Here is a 24,854-nt window from a genome sequence, read left to right as displayed (position 1 = left end):
GTGTTGTAGTTTACCGTGGTGTGGCCACACGATCGGAGGTGGGTGTCGTGGTCGGGAGGCGGCTTACCGTCACCGTTTTGCACCCGTAACTCGACGTGCGGGTACGATGAGCGACGAGAGCGACGACGAATACGTCCACCGGTCGACAGCGTCCTCGGCCGAATCGGAACGGGAGTTCGGGTGGCGGGGCTGGGTACTTGTCGGTGCGCTCGTGGTTTCGTTTCTGGTCGTTCCCTGGGCGCTGATCCTGCTTTCCTCGGCACGCGAGGCGGTCGCGGCCGTCGGCCTTCCCTGGCGGGAGACGTTCCTGGTCGTGCCACTGATTCCGGCGCTGGGGCTGGGCGTGCTCGGCGTCTGGACCGCCCTGGCCGCGCGTCGGTGATATCGGCGAAACGATTTACCACCGCCCGTGCAACGTCACAGCCATCGAGATGCTCTCGTCGCTGTACCTGCCGCTGGTATTGCTCGCCGCTGTCACCGGATCGGGACTTGCGCTGTTCGCCTGGCTTCACCGAGAGACACCGGGTGCAGCACCGCTCGCACTCTTTCTGCTCGCAGCGAGTCTCTGGTCGTTGACCGATGCTCTGAGCGTCGCGTCGGACGCGCCACGCCTCTGGACGTCGCTGAAGCTCTCGATTGCGACGCTGGTGCCGCTCGCGTGGCTCGCACTCGTCCTCGAGTACACGGGCCGCGAGCACTGGCTCTCGGGGCCGCGACTGTTCGTGCTGGTCATCGAGCCAGCCGTCTTCTCGGTGCTCATCTGGACGAACGACGCCCATCACACCGTCTGGAAATCGAGCCGTGTGGTCGTCGCCGGTCGGTATTACGTGTTCGATGGGACAGCGGGGCTGGCGTTCTGGGGCCACCAGGTGTACGCCTACGGGCTGATCGTGATCGGGGCAGCACTGCTGGTCAGTATGCTGTGGCGGACCGATGGCGTCTTTCGAGATCAGAGCACCGCGCTGCTGGTTGCGATCGCCGCACCGATGATTATCAACGCGCTGTACATCTTCGGATATACGCCCGGCAGAGTCGATCCGACCGGGATCGCGTTCGTCCTCTCCGGGACCGTCCTCGCAGGGGCGATCCTGTACGAGCACCTGCTCGACGTCGCGCCGGCGACGCGCGAACTGGGTCGGGAGAAGCTGATCGACGAACTCGACGATCCGGTCATCATCGCCGACGCCGAGCAGCGAGTCGTCGATCTCAATCCTGCCGCAGAGTCGCTGCTGGACGTCTCGGCGGAGGCCGCCATCGGCACGGAACTGGCAGTTTTCGACCCGGTGCTTGCCACCGTCGACGGAAGCGACGAGATCACGCTCGAGCGAGACGGCAGGCGCTGTTATTACGACGTTCGCATCTCGCGGCTGGACCGGGCGTATGGGACCGTCACTGGCCGGATCATCAGCCTCAGAGACGTCACAAAACGCACCCGGCGCGAGCAACGACTCGACGTGATGAACCGTCTCTATCGACACAATCTCCGCAACGAAATGAACGTCGTTCGCGGGAACGCCGAGTTGCTCGCCGCACGCCTAGAGAGTCCGGACCACCGCGACCACGCGGAAACGATCGTCGATACCGCCGACGAAGTGATCGGGCGCAGCGAGAAGATCAGTGCGCTGTCGCGTTCTATCGAAGACCAGCCGACGCAGTCGCTCGATCTCCCCTCGATCCTGACGTCGCTCGTCGAGTCGTTCCGCGAGGAATATGCACGGGCGACGATCACGCTCGATGCACCCGAAACGTGTCGGATCGTCGGCGACCCCTCGGTCGAGATCGCGATTCAGGAACTGCTCGAGAACGCGCTCGAACACGCGAATCGGCCGGACCCGACAGTTCGGATCGAGCTCACGACCGCCGGGGACGACGCCCGCCTCGAAATCCGCGACGACGGGCCGGGAATCCCCGATCAGGAACTCGAAGTGCTGGAGGCGGGTGCCGAGACGCCGATGGAGCACGCGAGCGGCGTGGGGCTGTGGCTGGTCACGTGGGCGATCGAACGCGTCGGTGGCCGCGTCAAGTTCGAGAGCGACGAGACGGGGGCGACAGTGACGGTGACGCTCTTGCGGGAGCGCGATCGGTAACGGGAACCGGCGGGTATTTTGACCGGACGGCCCGAGACGCCGGTATGTCACTCGCTGCGGATACCCGGCAGGCGGTCCGGGACCACCCGTTCGTCTACGAGGGGTTGCGTGCAGGGATCGTCAATTACTCTGCAGCCGCCCGGTTTCTGGATGTCGGCGAGACCGAGGCCGTCGCCGCGGCACTGCGACGCTATGCCGAGGAGCTGCCCGAACGCGAAGACGCCGCGTGCGAACTCCGCGTGACGATGTACAGCGGCGTCGGCCCCGTCGAGGACGGCGAGGACCCACTGCTCGTGGTGGGCGAGACGGCACTCGCAGCCGACGGCGGCGACGCGACGGCCGTCGTCGCGACCGGCGACGCCGGCCCCGATCTCCTCCGGACTGTGCTGGGCCAGTGTGCGGCGTCCGAGATTCCAGTCGAAGCCGCCGCAGTCAGTGCGGACGCGCTCGTGCTCGTCGTCGGCCGCCGGGACGGGCCGGACGTCGTCCGGTTGCTCGAACGCCACGTCGAGACCTGACGGGAGGGAGCGACGGGAGGGAGCGGACTCCGACGGATTGAAACGCTGGCTCGCGTAGTGACGGGCAATGACGCTGCGCGTGACGAACACGCTGACCGGCGAGCGCGAGGAGTTCGTACCCGAGGATCCCGACGCCGTCCGGTTGTACTACTGCGGGCTGACGGTCTCGGACCCGCCGCATCTGGGTCACGCCCGCGGGTGGGTCCACGTCGACGTGATGGATCGGTGGCTCTCCTGGCTGGGCTATACGGTCCATCACGTCGAGAACTTCACCGACGTCAACGAGAAGATCGTCGCCCGGGTCGGCGAGGACGGATCGAGCGAATCCGAGGTCGCCGAGCACTATATCGGCGAAGTCATCCGTGCGATGCGGGAGCTCAACCTCCGGCGGGCGGAGGTCTACCCGCGCGTCTCCGAGCACGTCCCGGAGATCATCGATCTCGTCGAAACCTTGATCGAGAAGGGCTACGCCTACGAATCGAACGGGTCAGTCTACTTCGACGTGACCGCCTTCGACGAGTACGGCAAGCTCTCGAACCAGGACCTCGATGAGTTGCAGGCCCAGGGCGACGAGGACGAACAGGCCGAGAAGCGCAACCCCACGGACTTCGCCCTCTGGAAGGCCGACGGCGTCGAGCCCGAGGAGATCACCGAGCACCAGCATCCCGAGGCTGCGCCCGCAGAAGAGGCCTGCGAGACCGCGGAGACCTGGGACTCCCCGTGGGGTGAGGGCCGTCCTGGCTGGCACATCGAGTGCTCGGTGATGAGCATGACCCATCTTGACGAGACACTGGACATCCACGTCGGCGGGCAGGACCTGGTCTTTCCCCACCACGAGAACGAGATCGCCCAGAGCGAGGCCGCGACCGGCCAGACCTTCGCCAACTACTGGCTACACGTCGGCCTGCTGGAGACCAGCGACGAGAAGATGTCCTCCTCGCTGGGCAACTTCGCGACCGTCGAGGAAGCCATCGAAGAGTACGGCGTCGACGTGGTCCGGACCTTCCTGCTGTCGACAGCCTATCACAGCCGGGCGACCTACAGCGAGGGGACGATCTCGGAAGCACAGGATCGATTCGAGCGCCTCGAACGCGGCTACGAGCGTGCCGTCGAGGCCTGCGATAGCGTCGACGCCCGGACCAAAGTCGAGGACGCCGACCTGCGCGCGGCGGTCGAGACGGCCCGCGAGGAGTTCGAGGCCGCGATGAACGACGACTTCAACACCCGTGGAGCGATGGCCGGGCTCCTCGATCTCGTCGGGGCGGTCAACGCCCATCTCGACGACTCCGACGAGTACGACTACCGCGGGCTCCGGCGGGCGATCGAGACCCTCGAGGAATTCGCCGGTGGCGTCTTCGGCCTGTCGCTGGGTGGGGCCGACGGCGGCGATGTCGAACTCGCCGAGGACGTGATCGATCTCGTGCTTTCGATCCGCGAGCAGGAACGGGCGACCGGCAACTACGAGCGAGCCGACGAGCTCCGGGACGAACTGGAGGCGCTGGGCGTCGAGGTCCAGGACACCGACGACGGGCCTGTCGCGCGGATCGAGTGATAGCGCGCTCCCACAGACTTTTTTCGCTCGGCGGCGACCTGCGAGCATGATCGACGCGCTCGTCTATCAGAGCGGCACCGTCGAGTCCTACGACGACCTCAGGACAGCCAGGGCCGCGACGGGCACGACCTGGATCCATGCGACGGAGATGACTGGCGAGGAGCGCGACCGAATCCGCGAGGCGTTCGATCTGCACCCGCTGGCAATCGAGGATGTGACCAGCAACGTCCGCGCGAAAGTCGAGGAGTTCCCGGGATTCGTGTTTGTCCTGCTGAAGACCGCCCGTCTTACCCGCGGCGAGACGAGCTTCGAGGAGGAGATCGATACCGCTCCGGTGGGGGTGTTCTTCGGTAGCGACTGGGTCGTCTCGATGACGCCTGGAACGGCACCGGAGATCGGTCGCGTCCGTGCTGCGGTCGAGTCCGGCGACGAGCGACTGCTCGAACGCGGCGCAGACTTCACCGCCTACCGGATCGTCGACGTGCTCGTCGACCAGTACTTCGACGTGCTCGACGGCATCGAAACCAAGATCGAATCGATCGAGGACGACGTAATCGCATCGACGCAACTGGACGTGCTCGACGAGATCAACGGTGTCCGTCGGGAGTTGCTCTCCTTTCGAAAACTGCTCTGGCCCGCCCGCGAGGCAGTCGGTACGCTCGCCCGGGGTGACCCCCGACTGGTCGACGAATCCACCGAGAAGTACTTCCGTAGCGTCCACGACCACCTCGTTCAACTGGTCGATCTGACCGAGACCTACCGCGATCTGGTCAGCGGTGCGCGGGACATCTACCTCAATAGCGTTTCTCAATCGACCAACGAGGTCATGAAGGTCCTGACGGTCGTCGCAACGGTCTTCATCCCGCTGACGTTCGTCGCCGGGGTCTACGGTATGAACTTCGAATGGATGCCCGAGTTGACCTGGCAGTGGGGATATCCGGCTGTACTAGCAGTGATGGCCGCTATCGCCGTCGGGATGCTCGTGTTCTTCCGCGATCGAGGGTACATCTAGAGGATCAGCGGCCCGAGCAACACCCCCATTAGCGAGACGCGCCGGGCGCCGACGCGCGGCGGGAGCAGGCCGACCAGCGTCGCGGCGAAGAAGACCCCCACGCCCACGAGACCGCTCAGCAGCCAGAGCAACGCGACCAGCAGGCCGAGGACGCCGATCGACAGTCGCGTGTTGTCGAGTCGGCCAACGATCCGGAGATAGCGATCACCGACGACGATCACGAGCACGAATCCGACCAGCGACGCAACGGCGATCGCGAGCAGCCACAGCGCCAGCGACTGCGGAGCGTTGACCGACTCGACGGCGACGACGACGCCCGTACGGGTCGAGCCGAAGGTGACGAACGCCACGAGCGCGAAGATCGCCGTCGCCGTGTTGACGCCACTGGTCGCGACGACGAACCCGCGGGCACCACGGGTTCGCGGCACTGCGAGCAGGACCATCGTCGCCGCGATCGCACTGGAGACGCCCGGTAAGAAGCCGACGACAGCGCCTGCCAGCGCACCCATTCCGGCCAGGCCGACGACCAGCCAGCGAGTCGTCAACGCGACCGGCTCGTCCTGAGGCGGGACGCCCGCGCCGCCGATCGAGTCCAGCAGGATCGGCGCGCCGAACAGGCCGGCAAATAGCGGGGGGAGCGTGTTCCCGACGGGGACGACGCCGCCGACAGGCATATCCAGGGTCGCGAACCCGAGTGCCGCACTCGCTGCGAAAGCGAGGGCCGCGCCGAGCCGTGCCGGGCGATCCGGCTCGGACATGATCAGCACGGCGACGACGGCCGTGAGCACGATCGACATGTGGGCGTCGAGCCACGGCATCCCGGCGCGCATCGCCCTCGTGAGCGGGATCGCCAGCGGAACCGTCGCGAGCACGGCCAGGGCGCTGCCCAGCGCCGAGAGTCGCAGCGCCTCGCGGCCCCGTCCGGCGAGGACGAGTTCGTGGCCCGGGAGGGCGCTCGCGGCCATCGCCGGATCGGGCACGCCCAGCGCCAGCGACGGCACGATGTCCAGAAACGTGTGGACGATCCCCGCCGAGAGCATCGCGGCCGCGACGTACTGCGGTGGCCCCGGAACCGCAGACGCCAGCGACGCGAGCAACAGCGCGAACGTGTTGGCGTGCAACCCGGGCGTGAGCCCGCTGACCGTCCCGAGGCAGATCCCGCTCCCGACGTAGACGAGTACCAGCGCGGTCGCTCCCGGATCGACCACGAATCTGACTCCGGCAGCCTCCATCGGGCCACGCTTCCTTCGGGTTCGCTGATAAACCCGCGGTCGGGTTCGACAGCCGGACGATCGTATGAAAACGCAACGCTCGACAGTCGCGCCGCTACGCGGTCGGCGTCGAAAGAAACGAACGGTGGTTCGCGACAGTTAGCCGAAGAGTTCGCCGAGACCTTCGCCGCTGGCCTCTTCGTCCTCGTCGTCTTCCTCGTCTTCGTCGGCGGCCTCTTCCTCGTCGGCTTCGTCGCCGCCTTCGTCGGCGGGCTCGGCCTCGTCGGTCGTCGTGGCGCCGCCCGTCGCGGGGACGGCAGCGGCCTGCTCGACGGCCTCGTCGATGTCGACGTCCTCGAGCGCGGCGATGAGTGCCTTGACGCGGGACTCTTCGACGTCGACGCCCGCGGCCTCAAGGACGTCCGTGAGGTTCTCTTCGTTGATCTCTTCGCCCGATTCGTTCAGGATGAGTGCTGCGTATACGTATTCCATTGTTGTCACCTTGTGTTAGAACATGTCACCGAGTGCTGCGCCTGCGTCGCCGCCGTCGTCGTCTTCGTCTTCCTCGTCGGCGTCGTCGGCTTCTTCTTCGGCGTCGGCGTCCTCGGATTCGTCGTCGGTCTGTTCGTCGCTCGATTCGGTTTCCGGCTGTTCGAGGTCACGCAGTTCCTCGGGAAGCGCCTCTTGATCGTCGATCTGGGCGGCAAGCGCCCGGACCTGGCCGTCGGCCTTGCTGAGGAGGTCCGGCATGACGTCCTCGTTCTCGATAGAGGCGTGGATCGCGAGGTTCTTGGCCTCGCCGCTGGCCTTGCCGAGCTGTGCCGGCAGGGTCTGTGCGGTCGGGAACGAGGCGTTGATCGCCAGGTTCCGGGCGCGCGCGGCGGCCGTCTCGACGTCCGAGCGGTACTCGTCGGCGTCGAGCGCGAGGTCTTCGGGTTCGAAGAGCACGCCATCCGAGAAGACGGCACGCAGGTCCAGTCCGACTTCCTTGGGCTCGATACCGAGTTCGGAGAGGACGTTGGCCATGTCCGCGGAGACTTCCTCCCCGGCGTCGAGGACCTTGCTGTCCTCCACAACCTGGATGGAGCCCTCCTGGATGCGTGCGTTCGCACCGATCGACTGGAGTTCACCGACGAACGGCCCCGGGTCGACGCCCGTGTCACCTTCAGGGATGACGATGTCGTTGGGCGCGACCTCGCCCGCGTTGATCGGGGCAGAAGTCTTGGAGGCTTCCAGTTGCCTGTACAGCCCGAAGGGGTTGTCGTTCGTGCCAATGAGCCCGACGTGGCCCGAGATGTACTCGGTCAGTTGCTCAAAGCCTTCGTCGACCTCTTCCAGGGCGCGGACCAGCAGCGTGTTGCGGCTGACGCGCAGTTCGGCCGTGCCGTACAGGTCACGGCGCATGTCCTGCAGTTGCTGGCTCGGAATGCCGGTCAGGTCGACGATGCCGACGCTGTCGTAGGACTCGAGCGTGGCGACGAGATCGTCGATCTCCTCGCGCTTCCACTCGGGAATGTGTTCGGTCTTGCGCTGGGATTCGGCGCTCATGTTAGGCCACCTCCACGGCCGGCCCCATCGTCGTCTTCACGAACACCGAATCCACGTTCAGCGGCCCCTTCTCGAGGTTGGCGTGGAGACGGCGCAGGATGACGTCGATGTTGTCGGCGATCTCCTCGGCGGACATGTCTTCGGCACCCACGCGGGTGTGGAAGGTCCGCCGCTCGCCGCTGCGAAGCTGGACCGTGTTCTTCATGCGGTTGACGGTTTCGACGACATCGTCGTCCGGCTGGAGCGGTTCGGGCATCTTCCCGCGCGGCCCGAGAATCGTCCCGAGGTATCGACCGATGTCCTGCATCATGGACGCTTCCGCGATGAAGAAGTCGGTGTCCTCGGCGAGATCCTTGGCCCGGTCATCGTCGTCGCCCAGGTCTTCGAGGTCGTTGCCATCGAGGACGTCATCGGCGACGTCTTCTGCCAGCATAGCGGTTTCTCCCTCGGCAAAGACGACAATTGTCGTTTCCTGGCCGGTCCCCTCCGGCAGGACGACACCTTCGTCTACACGGTTCGACGGATCGTTGAGGTCAAGATCGCGCAAGTTAATCGCGAGGTCCACCGTTTCCCGGAAATTCCGGTCAGGTGCCTCCTCGAGTGCGCGAGAGACTGCGTTCTCTATTTCCTGATCTGCCATTGTTCACCTCCGTAGTGCGCCAGATGGCTTCTACGGGTCAGTGAAACAGGCGGATGCCTGTCTCGTACGGTCAGAGGCCGATGCGAAACTTAAAGCCGTCGAACGGGAGGCGCGAACGAATGTGAGCGCCTCCGAATGCACGAACGGGGAGCGGTAGCGACCCGTGAGTGGCGAGCGGATCCGAATGGACGAGCGGACGACCCCGCGCAGGGCAGCGCTATCACTCGTCGCCGACGAAGACAGTTTTCAGGCGGTTGCCGCAGTTCGGACAGCACAGCACCTGCCACTTGTCGGGGTCGAGATCGGCCATCGTCTCCGTCCGGATGGCGTCCTCGCGTGCGACCGATCGCTCGCAGGTATCACAATAGAACTCCTCGCTCATAGACGCGTGTACGAGCCGACGGAAGAAAACGGTAGCCCTCGACCGCCTATCGTTGATCCTCGCTCAGCACGAGGTTGCGCAGGATGTCACCGTAGGCCGGACGGGTGATGAGCACGCCAATGAGCACGCCGACGATGGTGACGATGGCGAACCCGAACAGGTCACCGACCGACAGGAAGGTCAGTGGGCTCATCGCGATGATGGTCGTCACGGCTGCAGCGCCGATGACCCAGAAGGCCTTCCGGAAGCGGTTCTGGAAGACCCGTCCCGTGGCAACCTCGCCCTGCTGGAGGATCTCGTCGGCGATGATGATCAGGTCGTCGACCCCGGTCCCGATCACCGCGATCAGGCCGGCGATGTGCGACAGGTCCAGCGCGAGCCCGGAGACGGCCGCGAACCCGAGCAGGATGAACACCTCCGCGATCGCGGTGAAGATCATCGGGATCGCGACCCGGACCTTGTTGTACCGGAGGAAGACCATCCCGGCGACGGCGAACCAGGCGAGCAGGCCGGTAATCAGCGACAGCGACTTGAACTCCTCGGCGAGGCTGGGCTGGATGTAGGAGACGTCGTTCTCCGCGTCCTCGGAGAGGTCGAGGTTCGTCGGCAGCGACCCGACCTCGAGGCTGATCTTGATCTCCTCGGCCTGCGCGGCGCTCGAGGCACCGATGGTGAACGTGGGGTCCTCGGTAGGCCAGTTCTCGTTGGCACCTAACTCGGTACCGAGGTCCTCGCCCATGCCGTTCGACCGGACCAGTTCGCCGTCCAGCGTCGTCAACAGACAGTAACTGCCCTGCCGTTCCGAACCGGGGCCGCCGGTTCGATCACAGTTCCCGATTCCGGTGGCGCTTGTGAACCCGAGCTCTTGCATCTGCTGCTGGAACTGCTGGGCTCCCTCCTCGGTGAGCGTGACGGGCGCTTCCCAGCCAGTTACCTCGCCGCTGGGGCTGGTTCGCTGGCCGATCTGTCCCGTACTGGCGATGTCGTCACCGGTGATGACCGTGGTGTTCGTCGTCGAATTGGCCCCTGGCTCGCGGACTTCGGCGACGATGCGGACGACGCCACGATCGGTCACGATGTCCCGGACCTCGTCAATCTCGGCGTTGGGCACCTCGACGACGACGAACCCGTCGCCGACAGTTGTCACCGTACCGCCGGCCAGCCCGGTCCGGTCGATCTTGCTCTGCAGGATCTCGACCACGTTCTCCCGGGTCGCGGCCGTGACACCGTCGTTGATGTCGTCTTCAGTTGCGTCGAAGCCAGACGCCTGAAGCGCGCTCGCGAACTCCTCCCTGGTGACGTCTTGGCTGAAGACCTCGATCGTCCCGCTTCGAACGCGGACGTCGATCGGTTCGACGCCGAGTTGTTCGGCGAGTTGTCTGTTGAGTTCGGCCGACTGGTTCTGGTCGAAGTCCAGATCGGTCGCGTGCATGCCAGCAAGCGGCGCCCGGATGCGCGTCCCGCCGGAGAGATCGAACCCGTACTGGAGGTTCGTCAGTCCGGCGTCAGCCCGGCGTTCGAGCGCGAGCGTCACGTTCGAATTCTCCGCGTGGAGGGTGGTCTCGCCGCCGATAGCGATCGATCGCTCGGTCGCCGTGATGTCCGTCGTGTTCTCGGGGGTGACGACCGTCCCGCCGGTGATCGTCAGCGAGCCGTTGATGACCCGTGCCGATGAGTTCGTGCGCTCGGCCACCTCGCCTTCGACCTCGATGTCGGCGTCGGACGCGACGATCGTGTCCGTCGACTCGTTGGTCGTCTCGACGGTCGTATTGTCGAGCGTGATCGTGCTCTGTTCGAGCGTGAGCTGTTTGTCGTCACCTGTCAATTCGACGAATTCCGTCTGCGTGCCGGGATCGCTCTGGCCGACAGGCCCGACCAGCACGAGCGCGCTGGCCAGCAGGAAGACCACGAGCATCACGATCCGCCAGTTCTCGCGGAGGGAGATCATCGGGCCACCCCCTCGAACTTGTACCATCGGAGGAGACTGAGGTTCAGCATGTACGTATTCATCAGGTCAGCCGTCAGCCCGAACACGAGGATGAGTCCGATGTCGGGCAACAGCGGGATCGAGAGGATCGACGAGACGAGCGTCATCACGATCATCGCCGCGATCGATGTGAGCGTCATCGTCACACCGGTCTGCATCGCGTTGTACGTCGACTCGTAGAAGCTGCCGCGCCGCCGCAAAATGTGATTGTTGAGCAGGATGTCGGAGTCGACCGAATACCCGATCAACATCAGCAAGGCAGCGACTGTCCCCAGCGAGAGGTTGATGTCGAACAGTCCAGTCAGCGCCAGTAAATCCATGATCGCGAGCGGGATCACGATGTCCGAAAACGCAGAGATGACGACCGCGATCGAGGGCACGAACGTCCGGAAGAGAGCGAACACGAACACGCTCATGCCGGCGAACGCGAGCGCCAGCCCGAGCAGGGCGTTCTGCTGGTTGGTCGTCCCGAACGCGGCCGAACGGGTGCTGGTCCGCTGGACGTCGAATCCAGCCGCCTCCGCCGTTGACTTGATCGCTTCGGCACTGGACGAGCCCTGATCCAGGAACGTCACGATGTACTCGTTGCTGCCCTGAACCGGCCGAATCGAATCGATCGGGGCATCGAACGCCTCACGGATCCCCGACTGACCGGCATCAGTGGCAATTCGCAATTCCGTCCCACCGGTGAAATCGAACCCGAGTGGGACGGGCGTCCCGTGCAAGAGATAGTATACGACGAGCACCAGTAGCGAGAACCCGAGGACTGCGAGCGGAGGTCCCGCAAGCTGGCGGTTTGAGTACCGGTCGTAATCGATCTCCGGTACGTCGAACTCGACCATAGGCCAGGGTGTGAGACGGCCGTGAATAAGTTTTCCTAAGTCCGCGCGCCTACTCGCGGGTCGCTACCGCTCCCCGCTCACTTTTCGAGGCCCCTCGCTTTGCTCGGTGCCTCGCTACTCGGGGAGATACCGAACGCTCAGCACGCCCTCCGCGGCACGGACCTCGACGCGGTCGACCCCGAGGCGGGCGGCGCGGGCGACCGTCTGTCGGTCGTCGATCACGTCCCGGGCCGCCTGCTCGGTCCGGTCGTCAGGAACGGTCAGCACGTGCAGTTCACCCTTGCCCGCCCGTGGCTGGCGCGTCAATTCGCCGACGGACTGGTCGGCGGCGATGTCGTGCTCCTGTTTGGTCGGCGACTCGTCGCTGTACTCGACGGGGATCGTCCGGCGCTCGTCGATCGACTCGATGGCGTAGATGGCCGTCGTCGGCGGCTCTGCGACCAGCGTTCCGACGATGACCTCGCCGGGTTCGAGCGGCGGATCGGGCTGTTCGCCGAGCGTGTGAACCTGGCTGGTCGCGACGTCCGTGAGGATCGCCGTCTCCGCGTCGGACTCGCTCACCAGAAAGGTCCCTTCGGTCTCGTTCATGCCCACTCGTAGACGACGCGGCCGGTTTGGCCCTTTCGACTGGCACCGCGGCAGCGTTTGGTCATCGTCGCCACCGGTGGACGAGATAGACGACGAGAGCCGCCGAGATCGGTGCGCCGAGCCCCGAGAGCGGCGGCAGATCGTAGAGAGTGCGGATCACGGGCGCGAGCGCGCCGTACTGATCGACCGAAACCTGAAACTCCGCCGGCGTGGAAACGACGAGCATGAGATACAGCGACAGCAAGAAGAGATAGCCGCTGGCGGCCAGCTCGCGGTCGTACCGTCGGTCGCCGCGTCCCGTGCGGTGGCGGCGCGCGACCAGCAGCACGGGAGCGATCACGGGCGCGAGCACGAACAGCGCGACGACGACGTAGAAGCTCCGGGCAAACGTGAACACGCCCGCGCGCGCACCAAACGACCCTCCGATGAGGTAGATCAGCGCCAGGACGAACGCCGACGCGACCACCAGCGCGGCCAGTCCACCGACCAGCACGTACGAACGGAACAGCCACGAGTCACTGCGGCGAAAGGCGTAGGGGAACGCGCCGAACACGCCGCGATATGTTCGGTCGTCCCCGTCCGATCCGGCGGTGTCTGCGTCCATCACCAGTCGACGTTGGTCCGACGGGACATTAAACGGCCGGGATCGGTGCAATCATACGGATTCAACCAGTAGTCGAGCGGGAAGATGGACTCGAAGTACGTCGAGGTAGGAGACTTCGACACGCGTCTCCGGGCGGCCGGGCACAGCATCGGCGTCGTCGTGGCCGCGTTCCTCGTGGGCGGTTTCGTCCTTTCAACTGTGGGAGTCCTGCTTCTCGCGCCGTTCGTGGACATCAGGCTCCCGGACGGTGGCCTGACGCCAGTTGCCAACGCCGTCGGGATGTCGTGGCAGTTCATCGGCTTCATACTCGTCGTCGTGGCCTATCTCTACCGGTACGAGGAGTGGTCGCTGATCGGTGTTCGAGTTCCGACGCTCCGCGACCTCGGATACGTCGTCGGCGGCTTCCTGGCGCTGCTGGTCCTGAATGCGGTCCTGAGCGTCATCATCAGCGCTATCGGTGTCGACATCGCGCAGAACTCCGTCGTCGGGATGGGACAGGAGAATCCCGAACTCTTCCTGTATCTGATCCCGATCAATCTGCTGCTCGTCGGCCCGGGCGAGGAACTGCTCTTCCGCGGGGTCGTCCAGCGGCTGTTCAAGCGCGCCTACGGCATCGTTCCGGGGATTCTGATCGCGAGTGCGCTCTTCGGCATCGCTCACTTCGTCGCGACGTTCGGACAGGGTGCCAGCGGTATCGTCACGTATCTCGCTGTCGCAGCGGTCCTCGGTGTGGTTCTGGGCACAGTCTACGAGTTGACGAATAACATCGTCGTTCCCGCGGTGATCCACGGCTTCTGGAACGCGATGCAGTTCGCTGCGCAGTGGTATGTCGCGACCCACGACCTCCCCCAGCAAGCGCTCGTCGTCCTGTTTCCCTTCTGATCGCTCACGACGCCCACGAGAGTCAATAGCACAGCTGTTCGACCCGCTGGTCGTACAGCCGTGAGAGCAACGCCGTCATCGGCCCGCCTCCGATCTCGACGCCGTCGAGTGTCTCGACCGGGCGGAGTTCCCAGGTCGTGTTCGTCACGAACGCTTCGTCGGCCCTGTGTACTTCCTCGACGGCGTAACGGCCTTCCTCGACGGGAAGGCCCTCCTCGCCGGCGAGCTGGAGCACGATCGATCGGGTGACGCCCGGCAGGAGAGGGAGTTCCGTCGAAGGCGTCTTCAGGACGCCGTCGTCTACGAAAAAGAGGTTGCTCGTCGCGCCTTCGACCACGTAACCGTCCGGGTCGCGCATGAGTGCTTCGTCGGCCTGGACGTCGCCCGTCCGCCGCAGTTCCAGCCGGGCGAGGATCCCGTCGAGGTAGTTGTGCGTCTTCGCGTCGGACGGGATCGACTCGTCGGGAACAGGCCGTGTCGCCACCGTCCGGAGGACAGCGGCCTCGTCCCAGACGTTCTCGCCGTCAGTCCCGCCACGCGGCAGCGGTGAGACCTGGACGACGATCGTCGGATCGACCCGCTCGGCGGGCGTGAGCTTCCCGGGCTGGACCCCGCGCGTGATCGAGAGCTTGACGTAGGCGTCGGCCAGATCGTTCGCTGCAAGCGTCTCACGGACTCGCTTGTGGAGGTCCTCGCGCGGGGGTATCGCCTCCGCGAAGCCCAGCGTGGCGACGGTCCGCTCCAGGCGGTCAGCGTGGGCGTCCCACGCCAGGATCGTCCCGCCGTAGGCCCGCAGCGTCTCGAAGGCCCCGTCGCCGTAGGCGAACCCGCGATCGCGGACGCTAACAGTCGCCTCCTCCTCGGGGACGAGTTTCCCGTCGAGATGATACTGCATCGTGACGCGGTTGGTCGGTCGAGGGCTTGTGCGTTCCGGCTATGGCAGTCGGGGGCTTGTGCGGTCCGGCTATGGCAGTCGAGGGCTTGTGCGGTCCGGCTGTCTCTACAGGGATCGTGTAGTCCGGCTATGGCGGTCGGGATCGACGCGGTCGACGATCCCACAGAGGCAACGCTTGGGACAGTCGACAGTATAAGGGACTCAAGTAGCATACACCCGAGCAGTGAAAGAGAACATCCTGGAGACGTTGGGGTCGCCCCTGGTCGAGCTGGAGTCGCCGGAAGGCGCGACAGTGGCCGCGAAGGTGGAGTCGTTCAACCCCGGCGGGTCCGCGAAGGACCGGCCGGCCACCTACATGATCGAAGCCGCCGAGGACGCGGGCGAGCTCGGGCCAGGCGACCGGATCGTCGAACCGACCAGCGGTAACACGGGTATCGGAATCTCGATGGCCGCCGCGGCGAAAGGCTACGACGTCACGATCGTGATGAGCGAAGAGAAGTCCATCGAGCGCCAGCAGATCATGCGCGCCTACGGCGCGGACCTGCACCTGATCGAGGGCGACATGACTCGCGCACGCGAGGTCGCCGACCGGCTCGAACGCGAAGAGGGAATGGTCCAGTTGCGACAGTTCGAGAACGAGGCCAACCCGCAGGCGCACTACGAGACGACGGGCCCGGAGATCCTCGAGCAGGTCGGCGACCGGACGATCGACGCCTTCGTCGCGGGGATCGGGACCGGCGGGACGATCACCGGCACGGGTCGGCGGCTCCGCGAGGCGTTCCCCGGGGTGACGATCGTGGGGGTCGAACCGGAGGGGAACGCAGTGCTCGCGACCGGCGAGGCCGGCAGCGACGACTTCCAGGGGATGGGGCCGGGCTTCGTCAGTGAGATCCTCGACGTGGAGTTGATCGACGAACTCGAAACCGTCACCATCGAGGACGCCGAGGCGGAGTGTCGACGACTCGCCCGCGAGGAGGGGATCCTCGTCGGCCAGTCTTCCGGCGCGATGGGTGTGGTCGCACGGGACGTCGCCGAGCGGCTCGCCGACCCGGGCGACAGCGAGGACCCGCCGCTGGTGGCGACGGTCTTCTGGGACAGCGGCGAGCGGTACATGTCCACCGGGATGTTCGACGAACAGGCGTGAACGCCGCTGCTGGTGCGAACCGGAGCGCCGAGAGCTTCGCCGGGCAAAGAGAAACCGTTTAGTGGCCGCCCACGAAGAGGAAGACGGGAACACACGACCGCAAATCTGACACGCCGTCCGATTGGGCGGCTCGGGATTGCGGACGTGTCCGGCGTCACGCGCCGAACGCAGTCTCCACTGCCGACGCGCGAGCGATAGTGACCGTTGTCCGTCTCTGCCGGACCGACTGCACGAGTGCGGTCGTGCCGGGAACTCGGTACAACGGTCACTCCGACGCCACACGAATCGCGGTCAGTGTCGTTCCAATCAGAACAATGGCACGAATGCATACACGCCGCCGCGGCTCGTCCAGTTCGGACAAGCCCGTGGCGGACGAACCGCCGGAGTGGAGTGACGTAGATGAAGACGCCATCGAGGAGCGCGTCGTCGAGCTGGCAGAAGACGGCCACAGCCCCAGCGAGATCGGGCTGAAGCTGCGCGACGAGGGCGTCCAGGGCACGCCGGTGCCGGACGTCAAGCTCGCGACCGGCAAGAAGATCACCGAGATCCTCGAGGACAACGACACCGACCCCGAACTCCCCGAGGACCTCTACAACCTGTTCGAGCGTGCCGTCCGCCTGCGCGAGCACATGGACGAGCACCCCGGCGACCACCAGAACAAGCGCGCTCTGCAGAACACCGAGTCGAAGATCCGTCGCCTCGTGGATTACTACCGCGGCGACGAACTCGACGAGGAGTTCACCTACAGCTACGACGTCGCCAAAGAGTACCTCGAGTAGATGTCCACCACCGGTCGCTCCCGCGAGGACGCCCCCGCAGCCAGCGACGTCGCCGGCACGCTCGCGACGGCCGAGTTCGTTCGGCTCGTCGCTGGTGCCGACGCCGATTCGCTGGCTGGGGCCGGGCTCCTCGCCCGCGCGCTCGACGGGAACTCGATCCCGTTCCAGGTGACCGTCGCACGTCCCTGGGCGAGCGCCGACCGCGCGACCGAGGCCGACCTGACCGTCGCGATCGGCCCGACAGGAATCGACGGCGATCTCGCGCTTTCGGGTTCCAGATCGGCCAGCGCGGCCGCCTTCGGGGCCGCGCGCGAACTCGATGCCGAGAGCGCCGATCCGACGCTCGCGCTGGCCGGGTCCCGGATGGCCGACGCGCCGACGGCGACCGACTTCGCGGAGATCACGGGGCTGGAACGGCGGCCCGGCGTCGCCGTGCCGACCGATGACCTCGCGGACGGGCTGGCGCACACGACGCTGACGCACGCGCCGTTCTCGGGCGATCCCGGGGCCGCAGCCGACGCGCTGGAGACGATCGACGATGGAGCCGACGACGACCGGCGCGTCGCCTCGCTGCTCGCGCTGGCCGCCCTCGAAGGCAGCCCAAGCGAGCGAGTCGCCGAGACGATCGGTGCCGCGCTCCGGCCTTTCGAGGGCGGCCCCTTCGAGACGATCGGCGGCTACGCCGACGTGCTCGAAGCCACAGTTCGAGAGGACCCCGGGACCGCCGTCGCGCTGGCGCTGGGCCACGACGTTCGCGAGGCCGCGCTTTCGGCCTGGCGACGCCACGCCCGCAGTGCACACGCCGCGGTCGACGCGGCGACGACGGGCCGGTACGACGGCCTGTTCGTCGCTCGCGACGACGGCGACGTGCCCGTCGAAACGGTCGCGCGACTGCTCCGGGACGTCCGCTCGCCCGAACCGGTCGTGCTCGCGCTGACCGACGGCCGGGCCGCTGCGGCCGCGACGCCCGAGGCCGAGGTCGATCTGGAAGCCGTCTTCGAGCGGGCGATCAGCCGGCTGGGCGACGGAACCGCGTTCGGAACGCGACGGCGCGCGGTCGCGACTGTCGAGGCCGAGACCGCCGACGTGATCACGGCCGTCAGGGAGGCGATCCAGACATGAGTCGACGCGATCCAGGCGTGACACGGGAGCTCGTCGTCCGGACGACCCACGACGATCCCGAGGCAATCGCCGCGTCAGTTCGGCCGGACAACACCGACGAGATGTCGACGGACGTCCACGGGCAGGCGATCGAGACTGAAATCACGCGGGAGACGACCAGTGGACTGCACTCGACGGCGGACGATTACGTCGTCAATCTCCACGTAGCCGCACAGTGTACGACCAACCACGACAACCACGATAACACATGAGCGAACGATCCGTATCCAAGCAGAAACAGCAGAAACGGTGGTATACCGTCCTCGCCCCCGAGCAGTTCGGGCGGGAGGAACTCGGTTCGACACCGGCAACAGAAGTCGAACAGCTCTACGACCGACAGATCGAGACCACGCTGGGCGAACTCCGCAGTGACGCCAGCGAGAACAACACCAAACTGACGTTCAAGATCAACGACGTCGGCAGCGACACCGCCTACACCGAGTTCGTCAAGCACGAACTCACCCGCGACTACATGCGAAGTCTCGTCCGCCGGGGCTCCTCGAAGATCGAGGCGTTCATCACGGTCCTGACGACCGACGACTACCGCGTCCAGATCCAGCCCGTCGCGCTCACCACGAAAAGCGCCGACGAGAGCCAGGAGAAGGCCATCCGTCGAACGATGATCGATATGGTCAAGGAGACTGCAACCGATCACACCTTCGAGGACCTCATCGATAGCGTCGTCGAGGGTCGTCTCTCCTCAGCGATCTACAACGAGGCCAAGACGATCTACCCGCTTCGCCGCGTCGAGATCCAGAAGGCGACGTTGGAGGCCCGACCCGAAGAGGTCGCCGCCGAAGAAGAGACCAGCGTCGACGTCGAAGAGTAACGGTTTTCGAAACGACGTTTCGGCAGTTGTTTCCGCACCGACACGTCGACGGCCCTCTTCTGCGATCGATCACTCGGTAACTTCAATCGCCCCGACCATCCCGCCGCTCTCGTGCGGAATACAGAAATACTCGTAGGTGCCGGCCACTTCGACGGTGTAGCTGAACGTCTCTCCGCCGTAGATGTTGCCTCCGCCGCTTTCGAACCACTGCTCGCGGGCCGCAGTCTCGCCGTCGAATCCCCCAGTTGCGAAGTATTCGGCCCCGTCGGGGATCCGGCCTGCGTAGGCCGTGACAGTGTGGGCACGCGAGTTCGTATTCTGCCAGACGACCGTCGTGCCGACCGGAACAGTGAGGGTCTCGGGCTCGAAGGACATCGAAGTCATCCCGACGTCGTAGTCGGACTCGCCGGCTCCCAAGCCGAGACAGCCGCCGGCCAGCGTCGCCGCGCCGGTCGCGAGAAACGTCCGTCGCTTCATACGCTCTCCTCGGGGCTCGACGACAAAGAGGTCTCGGTCGGAACCATTCGACAGCCGGCAGTGGAACACCCGGAGATCGAACGGACTAAGGCGACCCTCGGCGACGGGATGGATATGCAGCTCCGGCCCCGGTTTCTCGGTCGCCTCGGCGCGGCCGACGTCGTGACCGTCGCCAACGCCGCGCTGGGCTTTGCCGCCGCCGTGGCCGCGACGACAGATCCGGGACTTGCCGCACGACTCATCCTGCTGGCGGCGATCGCGGACGGACTCGACGGCGTCCTCGCGCGCGTCCACGGGAGCACCCAGGTCGGCGAATACGTCGACTCGCTGGCCGACGTCGCCTCCTTCGGCGTCGCGCCCGCGGTGTTCGTCTACGCCATCGCGAGGCGGGCGTGGGGGCTAGATCTCGGGGTACTGTCGGCACCGGAGGTGGTGACGCTCGCCGTCCCGGCGCTGTACGTCGCGGCGGCAGTCGTCCGGCTGGGGATGTACACCGCCTACGATCTGGACGACCGGACGACCCGGGGCGTCCAGACGACGCTCGCGGCGACGGTCCTGGCGGCGGCGTATCTCTCGGGCGTGACCGATCCCGCGCTCTTGCTCGGCGCAACCGGCGTCTTCGTCTACCTGATGATCACCTCGATCGAGTATCCGGAACTGAGCGAGCGGGACGCCCTGGCGATGGGCGTCGTCCAGTTCGGCGCAGTGCTCGCACCGCTCGCGTTCGCGCGTGCGCTCCCGCGAACCCTGCTCGCGGCGGCGCTTGCGTACCTGCTTCTCGCGCCGATGCTGTATCCGCGGGCACGGTAGGACAGCGCTCCGTGCGCGATAGCCGGAAGGGAAACGCTCTTGCCCGAGACAGTCACATTCACGGGCATGAGCAACGGGGACGACGAAGACGCGACGGACGAGGACGAGGCCGACGAGGTGGAATTGACCGACGTCAGCGACTTCGAAACGCGGCTGGCGGAGGTCGGCGAGGCACTCGAAGCGGCAGAGACGGAGTCGGATCTCGAAGACATCGAAGCGACGATCGGAGACCTCAGGGAGAGTCTGGACGCGACGGACCTGCCCGGGACGACGACGCGAAGCATCCCGCGCAAGCAGGCGATCGAAGAGCAGATCGAGGAGCTGCAGGAGAACCTGGACGCACACCGGGTCCAGTACACCGAGGACGTGGTGGACGCCGTCGAAGACGTGGTCGCGACGATCCGGGAGACGCGCTGGACTGAAGACGGGAGCGAAGCCGTCGACTCGGCCGTAATAGCGTTTCTGGACCGCGTCGACGAGGAGATCGACACCTCGATCGTGACGGCGGTCCTGGATCGGGTCGACGAAGAGATCGACGCCGACGGTGCGGCCGAGTTGCTCGACGAGGAGGTCGACACCGACGCGGCCGAACTGTTCGAGGAAGCGGTCGAAAGCGACGCGGCCGAACTGCTCGACGGCGTGGCCCAGACCCTCTCGACCACGGCCAGGGATCCGCTCAGCCGCGGCCTCGACGCCGAGGCGATCGACGCGCTGCTGACCGCGGCGGACGACCTCGAAGACGATATCGACGCCGCCGAGTCCTGGGACGACCTGACGGTCCGCGAACAGCTCACTGCCGAGGGCTTCTACGACGTACTCGGTCCGGAGGCACGCAGGGATTACCCGCCCGAGTGGAACGCGGTCAAGATCTACGAGAAACGGTACCAGCAGGACCGAAGCGACGAGGAAGCGATCGAAATGATCCTGCTGGCCCTCGAGAAGTTGCCCGGCGGGAAAGAGCACTTCATGGAGGAGAACATCCTCGAATCACTGGCCCGTATCGCGCCGCCGGAGGCGCTCGACGACGTGCTCCCGATGGCTGGCAAGCGAAACAAGAAGGCGATCACGGTCGTCGGCAAGATCGGCGATCCCGAGGCGCTGGATACGCTGCTGGATTTCATCGAGGGCGACGGTGACCTCACGCTGCAACTCACGACGCTACGTGCGGTCGGTGCGATCGGCAGCGAGGAGGCGACGCAGGCGGTCGCGAACCGCCTCGCAGCCGAGGAGGCCGACATCCGATCTGCGGCCGCCCGGGCGCTCGGCCGGATCGGCGACACGCGGGCTATCGAGCCGCTCGCGGACGTCCTGGCCGAGGATCCCGAAGACACTGTGCGCGCAAGCGCGGCGTGGGCACTGATCCAGATCGGCACCGAGCGTGCCTTCGAGGCCGTCGAAGACAACGCCGACGACTCGTATCTCGTCCAGGTCGAGGCTGAAAAGGCCGCGCTGTCGTCCTGATCTTACAAGATCGCGCGTCGTCCTGATCTTTATATCCGGATCCGACACGACCCCGTGACGTGTTCCGGGCCAGTGGGGTGGTGCTGCTCGTCGTCACACTCGCCATAGCCGCTGGACTCGTCTCCGTCGCCGTGGCGACGCCGGACCAGGGGCCTGGGGCAGTCGACAACACGACGGCCCCGGAGATCACGGCGACTGACAACACGACGGCCCCGGAGATCACGGCGACTGACAACACGACGGCCCCGGAGATCACGGCGACTGACAACACGACGGCCCCGGAGATCACGGCCGTCTACCCGAATCCGATCGCGCACGGCGACGAGGGAGAATATCTCGTGCTCACGGTCCCCAGCGTAACCGATCTCGGAACGTACCGACTCGCCGACGAGCATCGGGAAGCGAGACTCCCCGATCGGCGAGCCGCGGCTCGAGTCGTCCTGACGGGAAATCGAAGCGCCGTCCCGGAGGAAGTGCAGGGACCGATCGTCGAGTGGCCGAGAATGGTCCCCCTCGCGAACGCCGGTGACGCGTTGACACTCTCGGGCGCGAACGGAACGGTCGATACGATCACGTACGAGAACGCACCCGAAGGCGAGATACTCCGGCCCGACAGCGACCGGCGGTGGCGACCGCTCGGTTCGACGGCCTTCGAGCCAGTCGTCGGCGAGTCGGGATCGGTGCGAGCGTTCGCGCTGCCGGACTCGCCGGGCGTCCCGATCGACGTCCTCGACAGTGCGGACAGGCGGATTCTGCTGGCGGGATACACGTTCACTTCCGAGCGCGTGGCCGAGCAGTTGATCGCGGCTCGCGAGCGCGGCGTCGCGGTCGAGGTGCTCGTCGACGGCGCACCGGTGGGAGGGCTGACAAACCGCAGCGCGGCCGTCCTCGATCGGCTGATCGCGGCGAACGTCACCGTCCGCGTCCTCGGTGGCGGCGGACGCTACCGGTTCCATCACCCGAAATACGCCGTCGTGGACGACCGGGCGATCGTGCTCACCGAGAACTGGAAACCGGCTGGCGTCGGTGGCGCGTCGAGTCGCGGGTGGGGTGCCGTCGTCGACTCGCCGGCAGTCGTCAGCGGGCTATCCCGAACGTTCCGGGCCGACAGCCGGGGCCACGACGTCACGTCCTGGGCACAGTTTCGCGAGGACGTCTCGACCGAGCCGGCGGCTCCCTCGCGGGGTCGATACCCGGCCCGGATCGAGTCGCGATCGGTCGCAGTCGAGCGGACGGAGTTGCTGGTCGCACCGGACAACGCGGCCGATCGCGTGCAGCAGTTGCTGGCGGACGCAACCGATTCGATCCGGATCATCCAGGTTTCGATCGGCGGACGCGACGACCCCCTGCTCCAGGAGGCGATCGCAGCAGCAGAGCGGGGCGTCGAGGTCGAGATCCTGCTCTCGAGTGCGTGGTACACCGAAGAGGAGAACCGCGGGCTGGTGCAGTATCTCGGGACAGTCGCCGAGCGCGAGGACCTCCGGCTGTCGACCAGACTCGCCGATCCGAGCGGCCGCTACGAGAAGGTCCACGCGAAAGGCGTCGTCATCGACAGTGACACGGTCGTGCTGGGCAGCCTCAACTGGAACGCTGTCCATAGGTTGTTATACCATCAATCCAATTACTGTGTATGGTCGCGTCTGGAGACGACCCGAACAGCTACAAAGAACAGTACGAACATGAGATGGGAACCATCACGGAACAAAACGAGGATGGGGAGTATCGTGTTCCGAAGGAACAGGACCGCAAAGATTTGCGACTGTATGCTAATTCCGTTACTGACCGCGTAGACTACAGCTGCGCATTCAACTACGTTGGTCGCCTGCGGAGATTGGCCGAAGTGCTAGATAAGCCACTTAGAGACTGTGACGTGGACGATATCAATTTAGGGATGGCAGACCTGGCAGAAAAAAACAAGGGTGAGGGAGAATCGTATTCTGACGGGACGCGCCGTCAATACCTGCGAACTGTGGAGGACTTTGGACAGGCACGGGATATTGATGCGCTATCTGATATTGACGTTCCATCGGTTAAGCAAGGAAAAATCGACGAAGAATGGGTGCTTGATAAGGATGAAGTGTGGGACTTAATCGATGCAGCGGATAAACCTCGGACGAAAGCTGTTATCGCGGTTTGTTGGGAGTGTGCGTGGCGGGCGACCGCGCTAATGTCGCTGAGAGTTAAAGACTATGAGGAAGTGAATGACGAGTACGGATTACTGTCGGCTCCGACCGATGTCGTTGGAGATAAGGGCGCTGGCGGAGATAAAAAACCGGTAACGGTTGCGAGGGGGTACTTGGACAACTGGTTACATGAGCACCCACGAAGTGATAACCCCGACGCGGCCTTGTTTTGTAGAACTGATAAGCAGACGCACTACGGAGAACACATGTCGTCTGAAGCAGTGCGAAGACAATTGAAAAAGGCGGCTAAAGACGCTGATATCGACGAAGACCGCGTGCATGTGCATTGCTTTCGCCACGCTCGGGTCACGTATATGAAGAAATCTCCTGAATATGACGATATGGATATTGAACACACGTTAGATTGGGCTGAAGGTAGCAATCAGATGAAAAGATACAGTCACGTGACTCAGGATGACAAGATCGCGTCTGTGTTGCAGGCGAGAGGTATTGAGGCCGAATCAGGTACCGTTGAGCCGGAACTTCAGGACTGCCCCCGTTGCGGACGGCAAATTCCGTATGACGCTCGAAACTGCCCGTATTGCTCTGTGAGGGTCGATGAGAAACCTGCTGGCTGGTATCAGCTGTACTCGAAACTGCTAATTGACCCCGAAAATGACCCACTGCATAAGAAGTATGCAGGTATGTCAGGCACAACGCCAACAATGCAGCGTCTGCCACGCGAACAGTTTTCGTGGGTTAACGCAGTATTTAGATCATTTCTGGTAGAACGTGTTGGACTTGGAGACCCACCAGGATCACATGATGAAATTATGGAAATAATTAACATCGAGAACTTGCCAGAAGAAGCGATCGAGAAGGTGAAACATCTAATTTTGTCTACAAGTTTCGGGGCGAATTATCAACACCACCAAGCAGATTATGAGTTAGCTGAAAATGAAGAATTTACAGAGTGGCTTCGTGAAGGATACGATATAGAACTGACTGAAGATTCGAATAACCCGCTCAAAAAATGACCATACGCTAATTGGTGGGCCATCTGGCGCATGTTCAAGATGACGGGGACACAATAGGGTCCCACCAAACTTCGAATAGGGGGTTGTCGCAATACTGTTGATGCTATGCCTGGCTGAACTGACGGGGTATTAATTCTCATCCTGTATTCCGCCGTGCTCGGGAGAAGGGGGGTGGGTATAACCGACTACTACGGTTCAACAATAGAGTTACGCGAACCAATTGCGTTTGCTTTGAATTATGCGACGTACTGGATACAAGACACCGTGACCGTAGCAAGGTTTATG

Annotated in this window: 26 protein-coding genes; 15 read left to right on the top strand and 11 right to left on the bottom strand. The window is 64.7% G+C overall.

From position 1 onward, the window contains the following. The first annotated feature begins 106 nt into the window (after positions 1-106). The 5 genes from OB916_RS06030 (at position 107) to corA (ending at position 5,169) form a co-directional block, all read left to right on the top strand. A complete protein-coding gene (locus OB916_RS06030) occupies positions 107-382 on the top strand; it encodes a hypothetical protein (protein WP_315908389.1) in 276 nt (91 codons plus the stop codon). A gap of 49 nt (positions 383-431) precedes the next feature. After that, the gene (locus OB916_RS06025; protein WP_315908388.1) at positions 432-2,087 is read left to right on the top strand and encodes a histidine kinase N-terminal 7TM domain-containing protein; all 1,656 of its coding nucleotides are present in this window, start codon (positions 432-434) and stop codon (positions 2,085-2,087) included. 44 nt (positions 2,088-2,131) lie between these two features. After that, positions 2,132-2,605 (top strand): DUF7523 family protein, encoded by a 474-nt coding sequence (locus tag OB916_RS06020; RefSeq protein ID WP_315908387.1) that lies wholly within the window; start codon positions 2,132-2,134, stop codon positions 2,603-2,605. 67 nt (positions 2,606-2,672) lie between these two features. Continuing rightward, complete coding sequence (gene cysS / locus OB916_RS06015) at positions 2,673-4,157, top strand: cysteine--tRNA ligase (RefSeq protein WP_315908386.1); 1,485 nt, start codon at positions 2,673-2,675, stop codon at positions 4,155-4,157. Between the two features lie 46 nt (positions 4,158-4,203). Then, entirely contained in the window at positions 4,204-5,169 is a 966-nt protein-coding gene (corA, locus tag OB916_RS06010; protein WP_315908385.1) for a magnesium/cobalt transporter CorA, read from the top strand. Here corA and OB916_RS06005 read toward each other — a convergent pair. From OB916_RS06005 to OB916_RS05965, 9 genes are all read right to left on the bottom strand, one after another. After that, positions 5,166-6,401: a tripartite tricarboxylate transporter permease gene (locus OB916_RS06005; protein WP_315908384.1), complete on the bottom strand. Its 1,236-nt coding sequence runs from the start codon at positions 6,399-6,401 to the stop codon at positions 5,166-5,168. The genes corA and OB916_RS06005 overlap by 4 nt on opposite strands. A gap of 138 nt (positions 6,402-6,539) precedes the next feature. Next, positions 6,540-6,872: a 50S ribosomal protein P1 gene (rpl12p, locus tag OB916_RS06000; protein ID WP_315908383.1), complete on the bottom strand. Its 333-nt coding sequence runs from the start codon at positions 6,870-6,872 to the stop codon at positions 6,540-6,542. Positions 6,873-6,887: 15 nt separating this feature from the next. Continuing rightward, the gene (locus tag OB916_RS05995; RefSeq protein ID WP_315908382.1) at positions 6,888-7,928 is read right to left on the bottom strand and encodes a 50S ribosomal protein L10; all 1,041 of its coding nucleotides are present in this window, start codon (positions 7,926-7,928) and stop codon (positions 6,888-6,890) included. A gap of 1 nt (position 7,929) precedes the next feature. Continuing rightward, positions 7,930-8,568, bottom strand: coding sequence for a 50S ribosomal protein L1 (locus OB916_RS05990; RefSeq protein WP_315908381.1), 639 nt, complete (start codon positions 8,566-8,568; stop codon positions 7,930-7,932). 220 nt (positions 8,569-8,788) lie between these two features. After that, positions 8,789-8,950: a hypothetical protein gene (locus tag OB916_RS05985; protein WP_315908380.1), complete on the bottom strand. Its 162-nt coding sequence runs from the start codon at positions 8,948-8,950 to the stop codon at positions 8,789-8,791. A 46-nt stretch (positions 8,951-8,996) separates the two neighbouring features. Continuing rightward, positions 8,997-10,898: a preprotein translocase subunit SecD gene (locus tag OB916_RS05980; protein ID WP_315908379.1), complete on the bottom strand. Its 1,902-nt coding sequence runs from the start codon at positions 10,896-10,898 to the stop codon at positions 8,997-8,999. Continuing rightward, positions 10,895-11,779, bottom strand: a complete 885-nt coding sequence (secF, locus tag OB916_RS05975; protein ID WP_315908378.1) for a protein translocase subunit SecF — start codon at positions 11,777-11,779, stop codon at positions 10,895-10,897. Before secF ends, OB916_RS05980 begins: the two co-directional genes overlap by 4 nt. A 114-nt stretch (positions 11,780-11,893) precedes the next feature. Then, entirely contained in the window at positions 11,894-12,367 is a 474-nt protein-coding gene (locus OB916_RS05970) for a DUF5812 family protein (protein ID WP_315908377.1), read from the bottom strand. A gap of 61 nt (positions 12,368-12,428) precedes the next feature. Then, positions 12,429-12,971: a hypothetical protein gene (locus OB916_RS05965; protein ID WP_315908376.1), complete on the bottom strand. Its 543-nt coding sequence runs from the start codon at positions 12,969-12,971 to the stop codon at positions 12,429-12,431. An 84-nt stretch (positions 12,972-13,055) separates the two neighbouring features. On the opposite strand from OB916_RS05965, the gene OB916_RS05960 reads away from it, so the two are divergent. Beyond that, positions 13,056-13,853: a CPBP family intramembrane glutamic endopeptidase gene (locus tag OB916_RS05960; RefSeq protein WP_315908375.1), complete on the top strand. Its 798-nt coding sequence runs from the start codon at positions 13,056-13,058 to the stop codon at positions 13,851-13,853. A gap of 22 nt (positions 13,854-13,875) precedes the next feature. On the opposite strand, the gene OB916_RS05955 is transcribed toward OB916_RS05960, so the two are convergent. After that, entirely contained in the window at positions 13,876-14,748 is an 873-nt protein-coding gene (locus OB916_RS05955) for an aminotransferase class IV (RefSeq protein ID WP_315908374.1), read from the bottom strand. 223 nt (positions 14,749-14,971) lie between these two features. Here OB916_RS05955 and OB916_RS05950 point away from each other — a divergent pair, with 223 nt between their 5' ends. The 5 genes from OB916_RS05950 to OB916_RS05930 all read left to right on the top strand — a co-directional run bounded on the left by OB916_RS05950 (position 14,972) and on the right by OB916_RS05930 (position 18,661). Continuing rightward, entirely contained in the window at positions 14,972-15,892 is a 921-nt protein-coding gene (locus OB916_RS05950; protein ID WP_315908373.1) for a PLP-dependent cysteine synthase family protein, read from the top strand. Between the two features lie 314 nt (positions 15,893-16,206). Continuing rightward, a complete protein-coding gene (locus tag OB916_RS05945) occupies positions 16,207-16,671 on the top strand; it encodes a 30S ribosomal protein S15 (RefSeq protein WP_315908372.1) in 465 nt (154 codons plus the stop codon). Then, positions 16,672-17,793, top strand: coding sequence for a hypothetical protein (locus OB916_RS05940; RefSeq protein WP_315908371.1), 1,122 nt, complete (start codon positions 16,672-16,674; stop codon positions 17,791-17,793). It abuts the gene before it with no gap. Continuing rightward, entirely contained in the window at positions 17,790-18,044 is a 255-nt protein-coding gene (locus tag OB916_RS05935; RefSeq protein WP_315908370.1) for a KEOPS complex subunit Pcc1, read from the top strand. The genes OB916_RS05940 and OB916_RS05935 overlap by 4 nt, the downstream gene beginning before the upstream one ends. Then, entirely contained in the window at positions 18,041-18,661 is a 621-nt protein-coding gene (locus tag OB916_RS05930; protein ID WP_315908369.1) for a 30S ribosomal protein S3ae, read from the top strand. The genes OB916_RS05935 and OB916_RS05930 overlap by 4 nt, the downstream gene beginning before the upstream one ends. A gap of 69 nt (positions 18,662-18,730) precedes the next feature. On the opposite strand, the gene OB916_RS05925 is transcribed toward OB916_RS05930, so the two are convergent. Further along, on the bottom strand, positions 18,731-19,138 hold the full coding sequence (locus tag OB916_RS05925; RefSeq protein ID WP_315908368.1) for a cupredoxin domain-containing protein: 408 nt from the start codon (positions 19,136-19,138) through the stop codon (positions 18,731-18,733). Positions 19,139-19,252: 114 nt separating this feature from the next. On the opposite strand from OB916_RS05925, the gene OB916_RS05920 reads away from it, so the two are divergent. The 4 genes from OB916_RS05920 (at position 19,253) to OB916_RS05905 (ending at position 24,569) form a co-directional block, all read left to right on the top strand. Beyond that, entirely contained in the window at positions 19,253-19,948 is a 696-nt protein-coding gene (locus tag OB916_RS05920) for a protein sorting system archaetidylserine synthase (RefSeq protein ID WP_315908496.1), read from the top strand. Between the two features lie 66 nt (positions 19,949-20,014). Beyond that, positions 20,015-21,409, top strand: a complete 1,395-nt coding sequence (locus tag OB916_RS05915) for a HEAT repeat domain-containing protein (RefSeq protein WP_315908367.1) — start codon at positions 20,015-20,017, stop codon at positions 21,407-21,409. Between the two features lie 59 nt (positions 21,410-21,468). Continuing rightward, positions 21,469-23,199: a phospholipase D-like domain-containing protein gene (locus OB916_RS05910; RefSeq protein ID WP_315908366.1), complete on the top strand. Its 1,731-nt coding sequence runs from the start codon at positions 21,469-21,471 to the stop codon at positions 23,197-23,199. Positions 23,200-23,279: 80 nt separating this feature from the next. After that, the gene (locus OB916_RS05905; RefSeq protein ID WP_315908365.1) at positions 23,280-24,569 is read left to right on the top strand and encodes a site-specific integrase; all 1,290 of its coding nucleotides are present in this window, start codon (positions 23,280-23,282) and stop codon (positions 24,567-24,569) included. Positions 24,570-24,854 lie beyond the last annotated feature (285 nt).

Source organism: Halapricum hydrolyticum, assembly GCF_025517535.1.
In the GTDB taxonomy this organism is placed as follows: domain Archaea; phylum Halobacteriota; class Halobacteria; order Halobacteriales; family Haloarculaceae; genus Halapricum; species Halapricum hydrolyticum.
This window is presented reverse-complemented; position numbering and strand designations above follow the sequence as displayed.

Excerpts from the sequence above, each read along its gene's own strand:
- OB916_RS05995 (WP_315908382.1), bottom strand. The coding sequence starts at position 7,928 with ATGAGCGCCGAATCCCAGCGCAAGACCGAACACATTCCCGAGTGGAAG.
- cysS (WP_315908386.1), top strand. The coding sequence starts at position 2,673 with ATGACGCTGCGCGTGACGAACACGCTGACCGGCGAGCGCGAGGAGTTC.
- OB916_RS05985 (WP_315908380.1), bottom strand. The coding sequence starts at position 8,950 with ATGAGCGAGGAGTTCTATTGTGATACCTGCGAGCGATCGGTCGCACGC.
- OB916_RS06020 (WP_315908387.1), top strand. The coding sequence starts at position 2,132 with ATGTCACTCGCTGCGGATACCCGGCAGGCGGTCCGGGACCACCCGTTC.
- OB916_RS05930 (WP_315908369.1), top strand. The coding sequence starts at position 18,041 with ATGAGCGAACGATCCGTATCCAAGCAGAAACAGCAGAAACGGTGGTAT.
- OB916_RS06025 (WP_315908388.1), top strand. The coding sequence starts at position 432 with ATGCTCTCGTCGCTGTACCTGCCGCTGGTATTGCTCGCCGCTGTCACC.
- OB916_RS06005 (WP_315908384.1), bottom strand. The coding sequence starts at position 6,401 with ATGGAGGCTGCCGGAGTCAGATTCGTGGTCGATCCGGGAGCGACCGCG.
- OB916_RS05960 (WP_315908375.1), top strand. The coding sequence starts at position 13,056 with ATGGACTCGAAGTACGTCGAGGTAGGAGACTTCGACACGCGTCTCCGG.
- OB916_RS05980 (WP_315908379.1), bottom strand. The coding sequence starts at position 10,898 with ATGATCTCCCTCCGCGAGAACTGGCGGATCGTGATGCTCGTGGTCTTC.
- OB916_RS05970 (WP_315908377.1), bottom strand. The coding sequence starts at position 12,367 with ATGAACGAGACCGAAGGGACCTTTCTGGTGAGCGAGTCCGACGCGGAG.
- OB916_RS05945 (WP_315908372.1), top strand. The coding sequence starts at position 16,207 with ATGGCACGAATGCATACACGCCGCCGCGGCTCGTCCAGTTCGGACAAG.
- OB916_RS05915 (WP_315908367.1), top strand. The coding sequence starts at position 20,015 with ATGAGCAACGGGGACGACGAAGACGCGACGGACGAGGACGAGGCCGAC.
- OB916_RS05935 (WP_315908370.1), top strand. The coding sequence starts at position 17,790 with ATGAGTCGACGCGATCCAGGCGTGACACGGGAGCTCGTCGTCCGGACG.
- OB916_RS05920 (WP_315908496.1), top strand. The coding sequence starts at position 19,253 with ATGCAGCTCCGGCCCCGGTTTCTCGGTCGCCTCGGCGCGGCCGACGTC.
- corA (WP_315908385.1), top strand. The coding sequence starts at position 4,204 with ATGATCGACGCGCTCGTCTATCAGAGCGGCACCGTCGAGTCCTACGAC.
- OB916_RS05955 (WP_315908374.1), bottom strand. The coding sequence starts at position 14,748 with ATGCAGTATCATCTCGACGGGAAACTCGTCCCCGAGGAGGAGGCGACT.
- OB916_RS05990 (WP_315908381.1), bottom strand. The coding sequence starts at position 8,568 with ATGGCAGATCAGGAAATAGAGAACGCAGTCTCTCGCGCACTCGAGGAG.
- OB916_RS05965 (WP_315908376.1), bottom strand. The coding sequence starts at position 12,971 with ATGGACGCAGACACCGCCGGATCGGACGGGGACGACCGAACATATCGC.
- secF (WP_315908378.1), bottom strand. The coding sequence starts at position 11,779 with ATGGTCGAGTTCGACGTACCGGAGATCGATTACGACCGGTACTCAAAC.
- rpl12p (WP_315908383.1), bottom strand. The coding sequence starts at position 6,872 with ATGGAATACGTATACGCAGCACTCATCCTGAACGAATCGGGCGAAGAG.
- OB916_RS06030 (WP_315908389.1), top strand. The coding sequence starts at position 107 with ATGAGCGACGAGAGCGACGACGAATACGTCCACCGGTCGACAGCGTCC.
- OB916_RS05940 (WP_315908371.1), top strand. The coding sequence starts at position 16,672 with ATGTCCACCACCGGTCGCTCCCGCGAGGACGCCCCCGCAGCCAGCGAC.
- OB916_RS05925 (WP_315908368.1), bottom strand. The coding sequence starts at position 19,138 with ATGAAGCGACGGACGTTTCTCGCGACCGGCGCGGCGACGCTGGCCGGC.